This window comes from Acinetobacter sp. AKBS16, from assembly GCF_002899995.1.
Taxonomy (GTDB): Bacteria; Pseudomonadota; Gammaproteobacteria; order Pseudomonadales; family Moraxellaceae; genus Acinetobacter; species Acinetobacter baumannii.
Genome location: NZ_POYH01000098.1, coordinates 51,350 through 61,584 on the forward strand (window position 1 = coordinate 51,350; position 10,235 = coordinate 61,584).

Below are 10,235 nucleotides of genomic sequence, written 5' to 3' on the forward strand. Positions count from 1 at the left end.
GGGGCATTGTTAAAGACTGCACATTTACCGCGAACTTCTTGACACTCAAAAAGCGGTTTTTCACCCTCAATTGCATTCACGATATCTAAAAAGCTGATTTCGTGAGCAGATCGAGCCAGTAAATAGCCGCCGCGAACACCTTCTTGTGCAACTACAAGTCCTGCCTTTTCAAGTTTAGGAAAAATCTTAGCCATAAAACTCGGAGAGACTCCTTGTAATTCAGCAAGATCCTTACTACTCAAAGGTTTATCTTCATTGTTCACAAGAAAAAGAAGACAGTGAATCGCATACTCGACGCTACTAGTGATATAAGCCATTTAATTTCATAATTGATCAACTATAAACACAGACTAATGTAGTCTGCGTTTTAAGTCAACAATAAAACTAGGATAAAGTTAGTCCTAGTTTTATTTGGAAGTGGTATTGAGGCTAGATGTGTAGGGTATATAACTGAATTTAAATACCTTTAAATTGAAATTTAATAGGATAAATAATTTAAAAAATTATCGAAAAACTTACGAACGCCACCAATAATTTTCAATATTTGGTTTCTCTAAGTTCAATAATTCACCCATTTGCGGTGTGCTAATCGCTAAATTATTTTGTTGAGCCAAAGCGACGATACGTTCAAAAGGATCGTCCCAAGCATGAAGCGCCAAGTCGAAAGTACCGTTATGGATAGGCAACAAATGACGTCCTTTTAAATCGAGATGTGCTTGTAAAGTTTGCTCTGGTTGCATATGAACATCGGGCCATTCGGGGTCGTAAGCACCAGTTTCTAACATGGTCAGATCGAAAGGACCGTAACGATGTCCAATCTCTTTAAAACCGTCAAAATATCCCGTATCACCGCTAAAAAATACACGTAAGTCGTTATCAATAATCACCCACGACGCCCAAAGCGTCGCATTGCTATCACCCATTCCACGGCCTGAAAAATGATGGGCAGGGGTAGCCACCAGTTCGAGTCCATCTACATGTGTGGTATCCCACCAGTCGAGCTGCTGAACCTTTTCTGCTGGAATTCCCCATTTAATAAGGGTGTCGCCTACACCAAGTGGTGTTAAGAAATGCTCAACTTTATCGTTAAGCTGCATGACCGCATGGTAGTCTAGATGGTCGTAGTGGTTATGCGACAAAATCACGCCTTTAATGGGTGGTAAGTTTGCAATACTAATCGGTGGTTGGTGAAAACGTTTTGGACCAATCCATTGAAAAGGTGAGGCACGCTCCGAAAAAACAGGGTCGGTTAACCAAAACTCATTTTGCAGTTTTAACAAAATGGTTGAGTGGCCCAAACGAAATAGAGAGCGGTCAGGCGCACTTAATAATTGTTCTTTTGACAAACTTAAAACAGGAATTTCTCTGTCTGGAACGGTATCTTTGGGTTTGTTAAATAGAAACTTCCACATGAGTTGAAGCGTTTTGCCAAAAGAAGGCTTGTGTTGGTTTGCACGTGTATTTCTAAATTTGCCATTGTGTTGTTGAGATGGCATTAGGGGAGAAGATAAGTCTGTTGTATTTGAAATAGTCATCTTATTTTTCCTTATTGGAACAAACCTAATGTGCAAATAAGAACTTGAACTAAGTGCTTATTTTGATTTATTTAAATGAGTATTTACTCACTCATTAATCCATTCAAAAATAAGGACGCCGTGCATCCTTACTTTAATCTATATTGAAACTGCATGCCAAAAGGCTTCAAAACCAGATTTGCGGTAACGCTCGGCTTGAGAAGGGTCTTGGGCAATAAAATTAAGTGTAACTTCGGCAAGCGCACCTAAAATTGAAGCAATAAATAACGGCGGGTAATCTCTTAATTTGCCATCGTTAATACGTTCTTGAATGTTTTGAGTAAAATCACAAAAGGTTTGCATGCCAATTTGTTTGCTTTGCTCAGTAATTTGTTCCGAGGTCGAAAGCTGCGCCATCACTTTTCGTTTAAGGGGAGCTTCTAGACTCCAGTCCAAATAGCTTTGCCAAATGTGCGACATTTGTGTTTGTAAGTCAGAATCGACAGGGTAACCATGCATCATGACCTGACGTAACTCAGCCTTTAGCGAAAGATATAACTGGTTAAGCAGCTCTTCTTTATTACTAAAATAGGTAAATAAAGTACCTTCTGCCACACCAGCAACTTTGGCAATTTTTGAGGTAGACGCACGCTCGCCAAGCTCTGCCAATGTTTCGATAGCAGCGCTTAAAATTGCATTACGTTTATCTTCGCTACGAGGACGAGCCATATACAAATAAAATAATTGAGTGATTACTCAATCATAAATAAAAATGGAGATAATGCAAGCAAAATAAAAAAAGCCCTCAAAGAAGGGCTTTTAGGATTGAGTTATATGACTGAGTAAAACTTTTACTCAGGATCTAAGTAAACTTTACCTAGATCAATTTTTTTATAATGTTCAAAATTAGCTTTTTCTTCTGGAACTTGTTCATTAAATTTTCCTGAGTAATCTAATGTTTTGTTTTGATAATTTTTAAAGCTAATATAAATTAATGGCGGAAGATTTTTATAATCCTCTAAACTAGGTTCAATGAAAAAATATTCTTTTATTAATGGTTTAATAGTAAAACTACCATCATTACTTACTCTTATGGTTGTTGATTTTTCATCAGGTAAATAGAAACCTATATATCCATTTACATTGTGTAGAGGCTGTTTAGTTTTACTGTCATAAAGATAACCAGTTATTTCGGGAGTAAAATATAAGGTTTTTTTAGTACAGGCTGGTAGGGCTAGTACAGATAAAACGAGATAGATAAATAAGATATATTTTTTCATTAGAATGAACAGTAGTAGGTTAAATGCTTTTGTTTAATGATAAGTAACGCTCATGAATTAGCATGACTTAAACTTAAGATTTTAATCAAATAAAATTATAATTATTTAAATATCCTCTAATAAACCTTCACAAAAATACCAACTTAAAACGATAGCTAACCGTTATGATCTTATGCTTGGCTGTTGGGGAATGAAATTAAATGAAAATTTTTGCTGTTGACCAAAATAGTGCTTTAACACGCTATGCAGGACAAAGTCTGGTTATTAAATTTGATGACGGAAAAATACTAGAGATAAATGACAGCCAAGAACCTTTAGCCGCGTTCCCTGAAGGCATTCTTATATGGAGTGGTCGAGCTCCCAATCAAGATGCTATAACTGATTTGCAGTTTTCACAACTGAGCATCACGCCAGTTGCTAGTAATGGAATTATTATCGCGCCATACCAAGAACAAATAGTGACAGCTATAAGCCTGACCCTGTTCGTTACCGATGAAAATGCGCAATTATTCCCAATTAAAGAAAAAATGTTGTGATTGAGCTTAAAAATGGAAAAACCATAGAAGTACTCGAAGACTATGCTAAAAAAGGCTTGTTGGTCTGGGGCGGGCGTGAGCCGATTTCAGGGCTTTCTATAGAACAATTGAAAGAAAGAACCGAAAGCCTAGGGATTTATCCTATGGCTAGTAATGTCATTTACGTATTTCCATTTAAGTTGCCATAAAAGGCTTAAGGTCGGCTAAAAGAATTGCTAATTGGAACGGATATTTGAGCAGTGACACGAGTAGAGTGTTTTGTTTTTATGCATTTTATAAATAAAAAATTAACAATAAATTTTAATTATTTATCCTTACTTTTTAATGATCTATTTTAAAGCAAATGTCATTTTGTATGCTTGACTGTAAGTGACTTGAATACTATCCTTTGCGGGCTGGCCTACATTGCCAGTCGGTTTTGACGGACCGAGTTTGTAAGACCACATCAGAGCTATTCCTTCTGAGGGATACTCATATGTGCACACCCCGTTCCCTCCCGTAGCGGTAGGACGGGAGTGGGACACCTTCGGGTGTGCTGGAGTCTTACCCAGTCCGTCAACCTGCTTCCGTTCTGCCACCATAATTTATAATGTTTCGGCAGAACTCCCAAAAGAAGGAGTTGGCTATGCACATTCATAAATTATCGGCAGTCACTGACAAAATCTATCTCGACACAACTTAAATCAATTTAAAGCAGCTTGATTGCCTATAGGCTTTAAATCATTACGTCTAAAACTTAGCAACAATAAAACTTGAGATGTGCCAAGCACAGTCTTTACGGCTTTGCTGTGCCTTTTTTTCTCCCAGAAAAGGCACAGGCTTTTTAATCTCATTTAGAAACAACAAGAATTTATAACGGCAAAACTATGTCAAATTTAGAAATATCTTCGAAAAAACTACATGTTATTCAAACTGCTTTACACCTATTTACAACTTACGGGTTTCACACAGCGGGCGTAGACCTGATTGCTAAAGAAGCCAAAATCACCAAATCCACCTTTTATAAATATTTTGGCTCAAAAGAAGGCCTGATCGAAATGTGCATTGCCTTTCAAAAAAGCTTGCTCAGAGAAGAAGTGCTCTCCATTATTTACTCAGGCCATTACCGCACTTCAAAAGAGAAACTTAAAGAAATTATTAACTTACATGCCAACTTTAATAGCCTGTACTACCTTTTACTTAAAGCCTTTTTTGAAATTAAAATCGCTTACCCACAGGCTTACCGTATGGCAATAGAGTATAGAAAATGGCTACTTCATGAGATTTTTGACCTGATTTTTAGTTTAGAAACTCATGAGTTAAAACCCGATGCCAATTTGGTTTTAAACCTAATTGATGGCTTGATGTTCCAGATTTTAAGCTCAAACAGTTTGGATGAAAGGGATATGGTGGTGGAGCGGTTTTTTGGGGGGAAATTTTAAAGAACGATATCTGAAAAATTCTTGATTTTATAGTTCTTGTATATATTCAAGAAAATTATCTTTTCAATTTATTAATAAGTTGAAATTATTTTAAAAATATCTGGAGAATATTTAATTTTTCAATTAATTAACTTATATTTTAATTATCAAAAAAAGAGTATTTGAAAATTGATCACATTTACTATGAATTTCAGTGTTAGCGATCTAGCAATTATTTTTGCAACTTTATTGGGGCCAATTTTAGCAGTCCAAATCCAAAAACTTATTGAAAAAAGAAATTTTGTTCGAACAAGAAAAGTTGTACTTTTTGAACAATTAATGGCAACTAGGGCTACGAGGCTTTCACCAGAGCATGTGAGAGCATTAAATATGATAGATATTTATTTCTATGGTGAGGGGCCAAATAAGAGAACTAAAACGGAATCGAAAGTTCTCGAAGCTTGGAAAATTTATTTAGATCATCTAGGGGAGGTATATGCGCCTGAAGAATTTAATATTTGGAATAGTAAATTAGAAGATTGTTTTATTGATCTTATGGTAGCAATGTCTAATGACTTAAATTATTCATTTGATAAAGTTCAAATAAAGCGGAGTTCATATTTTCCAATTGGCCATTCAAATATTGAAATTACAAATGAAAAAATGCGTAATGCAACATTAGATGTACTTGAAGGAAAAGTGGCATTAAAAATGAAATTAGACATCCTGCCTGAGGCTCGGAAGTAGATTGGACTTAATTAACTTAGATGTTTGTATTTCAGGTATAGATAATCATATAAATTTTTATTAAATTTCTAGAGTATTTTTGTTTTATTAAATTTTTTCATTAACTGTAGGTATAGCAATGAAAGTTAAAGAGTTAATAGTTGAATTACAAAAACTTGATCCCGAACAGACTGTTTTAGCTATTTGTGAGGATGAGGATATATTGCGTAAAGGACAATTATTTGAAACTTTTTGGGTTGACTCAGCATCAGTAGTGAGAGCTGAAGCATCAAGGGTTGATTTTGGAGAAGTAGCTTTTAAATTCGGAGAATTTCCTGAAACACGAGATCATGTATTTTTACATCTTGAACATAAATTTTAAAAAATTTTCGTGTTTTTTTAAATTTATATACATAGATAATCAAAAAATTCAGGATTTTCTTTTTTCAAAGCTTCTTGCCATTTTGATTGTTTTTCTTTGAGCCATTTATTTAAATCGGGCTCTTGCTCAATACTATGCTTTACAGCTTTTACATAAGTTGGGTTATTAACAAACTTACTCATTAAACATAAAGTATTTAAAGCAACAGGTCTCACAGACTTTTCAAGTTTGGTCTCTGCACTTGCTTGGTCATCATATCTTTTTAATAAACCAAGCTTAAATAATGCATCATCATACAATTGTTTAGTTAAAGCAGTAGGAGCTTCTTTTGAAACCAAAGCATAAGTACCCGCATCAATATTATAAACTGTAGGTAAAAATCTAGCTTGGAGATCTAATTCTTCTTGAGGGCTTGGTTTAGCACTACAAGCAGTTGGAAAAATAGGCAAAAGGCAAATTAATAAAAATTTCTTCATTGGAAAATCATTGAACACTGCTACATCAGGTAAAAAATTGGCATTATTATCTAAATACTAACATCATTGAAAAAATAAGGAAAATATTATATTATTACATCATGTATTGAGATGTGTAAGAAATTTAATCAAGTTTCAATAGTATGAAAAGTAAGAGTATTTTTATATACCTTTGTGTTTTTATCGTATTTTATTATTAATAAAGGTCATAATAAACAATGTTCAATAGTATTTTTAGTATTCTTGATAAATTAGGTTATGGCATACAAAAACGCGCTATTAGTATTCATTTTTCAAATATGCAACTCAATTCTCAAATTATGTTGCAACGTATTGATGGCTATCATGGTATCAATGAAGGTTTATCCGCAGAACTTATTTGTTTATCAACCAATCCATATATTGAACTTAAACAATTTATAGGTTGCCAAGTAGCAATTGATCAAATCACTGATTCAGGTAAATTGTTTAGAACAACAGGCATAATTACAGGTGCTAGTCAGGGACAAAGTGATGGTGCTTTTAGTCTTTATCGCTTAACTATGCAGGACCCCACAAGTTTATGGCATAAAAGACGTAATAGTCGCGTATTTATGAATAAAAGTGTAGTTGATATTGTAGAAATTATATTCAAAGAGTGGCAGACCAAAAGTTCATTATTTGCAGCTAGTTTAAAACTTGATACAAGTGGCTTAACCAAATCTTATGATATAAGACCTTTTTCCATGCAGGCCAATGAAAGTGATTACACCTATCTAACAAGATTAATGCGTGAAGAATCTATTAACTGGCTTATAGATGAATCAAATTATATTACTACTAATAATAGTGGGGACATAGAATCTCAAAAGCTGAGATTAATTGATGATAACTTTCAATTTAAGTCACTTGATCGAAGAACAATACGCTATCATCGTTCAAATGCTACAGAGCAATATGACAGTATCACTAGTTTTATTGCAGAGCGTCATTTACAACCGACTGCTATTCATGTGCAACGTTGGCAAGCAGACAGTTTAAGTCAGCAAGATGGAAGTGGCTCAATTGTGAGCTCACATAAACATAGTTCACAAAGAGACAATGAAAGTCTGAGTCTGGAACAAGCGTGGAGTTTATCTCCATCATGGATTAGTGATCTTAAAGGTGAAGATCAAGCTACAGTATCAAGTAATGATCAACTTGATAAATTAAATAGACATCTTAGCCAATATCAAGCTCTGCAGGCTAAATATTTTACAGCGCACAGTAGTGTACGCGATGCACAGGTTGGGTACTGGTTTCAGTTAGTTGAGCATCCCGAGCTAGATAAAAACCACGCTGAAAATGATAAGGAATTTTTAATACTATCCAAACATTTTTACAATCAAAATAATCTTCCAAAAGACATACAGGGTCAAGTCGAAAAATTACTTACTCAGAGCCATTGGCAAATTAGTCAAGATAGTGAGCAAGAAAGACAAGCCAATGAGCTGATAGTAGTTCGTAGAAGTATTCCTGTTGTTCCTGAGTATGATCCACTCGAACATAGGCCTATTGCACATGTACAAAGAGCCAAAGTTACTACTGATGGTGAGGAAATCCATGTCGATGAATGGGGGCGTATTAAAGTTCGTTTCCTATTTACCCGTGCAGATGATCATGCTCATGATGGCGGTGCAGGTTCCAATGATATAGATACTGACTCAGCTTGGGTTGATGTACTTACCCCTTGGGCTGGGGAAGGCTATGGTACGCGTTTCTTACCGCGTAAAGATGAAATTGTTGTGATTGATTTTTTTGATGGCAACATAGATCGTCCTTTTGTCACTGGTCGTATTCATGAAGCCCAACGAACACCTACTAGATTTGATATTAAAGGAAAATTGCCAGAGACTAAGAAACTAAGTGGCATTCGTTCTAAAGAAGTTGATGGAGAAGGTTATAACCAACTTCGTTTTGATGATACAACAGGACAGATTAGTGCTCAGCTCCATAGTAGTTACGGCGCAACCCAACTGAATTTAGGAAACTTAAGCCATCCTAAAGAAACCGCAGAAAGTGATGGAAGAGGTGAAGGATTTGAGTTAAGAACTGATAAATGGGGAGCTTTAAGAGCTGGAAAAGGTTTGTTAATTAGTACTGCTGAACAAGCAAACGCTACAGACGTACAATTAAATATTCAAAATTTATTATCACAGTTATCAGAATCTTTAAATCAATTACAATTATTAGAAAAAAATGCGCGTACAAGTAAAGTTTTTCAAGATGAAAATTACCAAATTAGTTTAGATTTAATTAATCAGACTGAAAAAACTTTAGAAAAGTTCACGGAGCCCAATATTTTAATGAGTTCAGTTAACGATCTTATTTCTGTGAGTCAAGGCAACCAGACTCATGTAGCAAAAGATAATATAAAATTAATTGCTGGTAAGCAATTTGATATAAGTTCTTCTGGTGAACTTACAGTGCAATCTGCCAAGGGGCTTAGCTTATATACACAAGATAAAGGCGTAAATCTGTTTGCTACAAAAGGTAATATTAAAATACATGCTCAAAATGACGAGTTAGAATTAGCTTCTTTAAAAGAGTGTAAAATTATAAGTACAGAAAACTCAATAACTTTAGCTGCAAAAAAAGAAATCATGCTCACTTGTGGTGGTGGTTATATAAAAATAAAGTCTGATGGTTCAATAGAAATTAACAGTCCCGGTCTGGTCGAGATAAAGTCATCTCAAACTAAGTTCACAAAAGGGGTAAAGCATAATTTTCCGCTTCCTAACATTTCTAGTAAGATTTGTGTTTCATGCTTATTAGATGCTGCTAGAAAATCACTACCATTTGTTCATAGAGAAATTTGATATGAAAAGTATAGAACTACTTGAGCAAATATCTGAGAATAATTTAGAAACTAATTTTTATTTACTCATTGATGCAGCGAAAGAACCTTTATTTATAAAAAAATGGCTGAAAAAGATGCCTCAAAAGAAAATTGTTCAGATTGGTAACTTGTTTGAGGGAACTATAGATGAAACTACTCCATTAGAAGTTTCACCCTTATTAGTACGTATAAATTCTGAATTGAAGTATGAAATTGAAACGCAATTATTAATGAATAATGATTCTGAAATGTTTTCTATTATTGAAACAACTCTATCTAAATATGAATTAATTAATCATTTGCAGCCTTTTTTACAAGCAGAATTACCAAATGGTGAGTTAGCATTGTTCAGGTTTTATGATCCATCCATCGTAAGAATTTTAAATAAGATGTTAGATGAAGAAAATTTTGTTTTATTAACTACTCCAATTAAGAATTGGTGGTATCAGAGTTCAGATAATAATTATTTAAGTTTAAAGAGTAATTGATATGGTAATTGAATTTACGCAAGAACATTTAGATGCTTTTCTTGATGATCGTGAAGAAACACTAGCATTATGGAATTGGAATCGATTAAAGCAATTGTATAGTGATTTAGCAGAAAAAAACTTTGGTAATGATGAAGTAAAAGGTGTTCAATTTCTTATTGTTGCTCAAAAAAGAATTAGAAAATATCTTAATGGTATGGAAAATAATGAGGATTATAATAAGTGGAGAGCAGCGTATGGAGAAATCTGTTTTATTTTAAATAAAAATAATATTGATGAGGATCCTTGGAACCGTAGTCTTCTTGAAGAGCGGTTATGGCCTCCTTTTTTAGCAATTGATATTTTAGCAGGAGTGCTAGAAAGTAGTTTAAATAATTCTGCTAGTCAAAAGTTCTATGCTTCATTGGAGAGCCATAAATGGGAGTAGCAATTGATGCGGGCTCATTTGGCGGTTGGGGTGTAGCTGCAGAAAAAGTTGGTGAAGCTGCGAAAGTTGGGACTAGAGTTAATCCTATTGGCGTATTGTTGACAGGTTTATTTACACCATCTGAGCTAGCTGATGGAACAATTACAGGA

At 34.5% G+C, this 10,235-nt stretch carries 12 protein-coding genes and 1 pseudogene; 8 read left to right on the plus strand and 5 right to left on the minus strand.

The genetic code is table 11. The annotated features are described in order from the left end of the window. From C1642_RS19885 to C1642_RS17855, 4 genes and pseudogenes are all read right to left on the minus strand, one after another. Positions 1-317, minus strand: a pseudogene (locus C1642_RS19885) (RrF2 family transcriptional regulator); the annotation flags it as partial. Between the two features lie 198 nt (positions 318-515). Then, positions 516-1,535, minus strand: a complete 1,020-nt coding sequence (locus C1642_RS17845; RefSeq protein ID WP_103236682.1) for an MBL fold metallo-hydrolase — start codon at positions 1,533-1,535, stop codon at positions 516-518. A 138-nt stretch (positions 1,536-1,673) separates the two neighbouring features. Beyond that, positions 1,674-2,243, minus strand: a complete 570-nt coding sequence (locus C1642_RS17850) for a TetR/AcrR family transcriptional regulator (RefSeq protein ID WP_032018295.1) — start codon at positions 2,241-2,243, stop codon at positions 1,674-1,676. Positions 2,244-2,365: 122 nt separating this feature from the next. Then, complete coding sequence (locus tag C1642_RS17855) at positions 2,366-2,794, minus strand: hypothetical protein (RefSeq protein ID WP_103236683.1); 429 nt, start codon at positions 2,792-2,794, stop codon at positions 2,366-2,368. Positions 2,795-2,994: 200 nt separating this feature from the next. Between C1642_RS17855 and C1642_RS19890 the strand changes: the two genes are divergently transcribed. The 5 genes from C1642_RS19890 to C1642_RS17880 all read left to right on the plus strand — a co-directional run bounded on the left by C1642_RS19890 (position 2,995) and on the right by C1642_RS17880 (position 5,838). Further along, positions 2,995-3,330, plus strand: coding sequence for a hypothetical protein (locus C1642_RS19890; RefSeq protein WP_228153977.1), 336 nt, complete (start codon positions 2,995-2,997; stop codon positions 3,328-3,330). Next, positions 3,327-3,518 carry a hypothetical protein gene (locus C1642_RS19895; protein WP_228153978.1) on the plus strand — a complete coding sequence of 64 codons (192 nt, stop codon included), beginning with the start codon at positions 3,327-3,329 and terminating at the stop codon, positions 3,516-3,518. Before C1642_RS19890 ends, C1642_RS19895 begins: the two co-directional genes overlap by 4 nt. A 678-nt stretch (positions 3,519-4,196) precedes the next feature. Beyond that, a complete protein-coding gene (locus C1642_RS17870; protein ID WP_103236685.1) occupies positions 4,197-4,751 on the plus strand; it encodes a TetR/AcrR family transcriptional regulator in 555 nt (184 codons plus the stop codon). A gap of 183 nt (positions 4,752-4,934) precedes the next feature. Continuing rightward, positions 4,935-5,477, plus strand: a complete 543-nt coding sequence (locus tag C1642_RS17875; RefSeq protein WP_103236686.1) for a DUF6680 family protein — start codon at positions 4,935-4,937, stop codon at positions 5,475-5,477. Between the two features lie 118 nt (positions 5,478-5,595). Next, on the plus strand, positions 5,596-5,838 hold the full coding sequence (locus C1642_RS17880) for a hypothetical protein (RefSeq protein WP_103236687.1): 243 nt from the start codon (positions 5,596-5,598) through the stop codon (positions 5,836-5,838). A gap of 23 nt (positions 5,839-5,861) precedes the next feature. Here the strand turns inward: C1642_RS17880 and C1642_RS17885 are convergent, their stop codons facing one another. Then, the gene (locus C1642_RS17885; protein ID WP_103236688.1) at positions 5,862-6,314 is read right to left on the minus strand and encodes a hypothetical protein; all 453 of its coding nucleotides are present in this window, start codon (positions 6,312-6,314) and stop codon (positions 5,862-5,864) included. Between the two features lie 218 nt (positions 6,315-6,532). Between C1642_RS17885 and C1642_RS17890 the strand changes: the two genes are divergently transcribed. From C1642_RS17890 to C1642_RS17900, 3 genes are read left to right on the plus strand one after another with little or no spacing between them, the layout of a single operon-like run. Beyond that, positions 6,533-9,151, plus strand: a complete 2,619-nt coding sequence (locus C1642_RS17890) for a type VI secretion system Vgr family protein (RefSeq protein ID WP_103236689.1) — start codon at positions 6,533-6,535, stop codon at positions 9,149-9,151. 1 nt (position 9,152) lies between these two features. Then, positions 9,153-9,659, plus strand: a complete 507-nt coding sequence (locus C1642_RS17895; protein ID WP_002050818.1) for a DUF4123 domain-containing protein — start codon at positions 9,153-9,155, stop codon at positions 9,657-9,659. 1 nt (position 9,660) lies between these two features. Continuing rightward, positions 9,661-10,086, plus strand: a complete 426-nt coding sequence (locus C1642_RS17900; protein WP_002050891.1) for a hypothetical protein — start codon at positions 9,661-9,663, stop codon at positions 10,084-10,086. Positions 10,087-10,235: the final 149 nt, after the last annotated feature.

Coding starts and splice junctions, on each gene's coding strand:
- C1642_RS17850 (WP_032018295.1), bottom strand. CDS start 2,243: ATGGCTCGTCCTCGTAGCGAAGATAAACGTAATGCAATTTTAAGCGCT.
- C1642_RS17875 (WP_103236686.1), top strand. CDS start 4,935: ATGAATTTCAGTGTTAGCGATCTAGCAATTATTTTTGCAACTTTATTG.
- C1642_RS17885 (WP_103236688.1), bottom strand. CDS start 6,314: ATGAAGAAATTTTTATTAATTTGCCTTTTGCCTATTTTTCCAACTGCT.
- C1642_RS19890 (WP_228153977.1), top strand. CDS start 2,995: ATGAAAATTTTTGCTGTTGACCAAAATAGTGCTTTAACACGCTATGCA.
- C1642_RS17880 (WP_103236687.1), top strand. CDS start 5,596: ATGAAAGTTAAAGAGTTAATAGTTGAATTACAAAAACTTGATCCCGAA.
- C1642_RS17870 (WP_103236685.1), top strand. CDS start 4,197: ATGTCAAATTTAGAAATATCTTCGAAAAAACTACATGTTATTCAAACT.
- C1642_RS17845 (WP_103236682.1), bottom strand. CDS start 1,535: ATGACTATTTCAAATACAACAGACTTATCTTCTCCCCTAATGCCATCT.
- C1642_RS17855 (WP_103236683.1), bottom strand. CDS start 2,794: ATGAAAAAATATATCTTATTTATCTATCTCGTTTTATCTGTACTAGCC.
- C1642_RS17900 (WP_002050891.1), top strand. CDS start 9,661: ATGGTAATTGAATTTACGCAAGAACATTTAGATGCTTTTCTTGATGAT.
- C1642_RS17890 (WP_103236689.1), top strand. CDS start 6,533: ATGTTCAATAGTATTTTTAGTATTCTTGATAAATTAGGTTATGGCATA.
- C1642_RS17895 (WP_002050818.1), top strand. CDS start 9,153: ATGAAAAGTATAGAACTACTTGAGCAAATATCTGAGAATAATTTAGAA.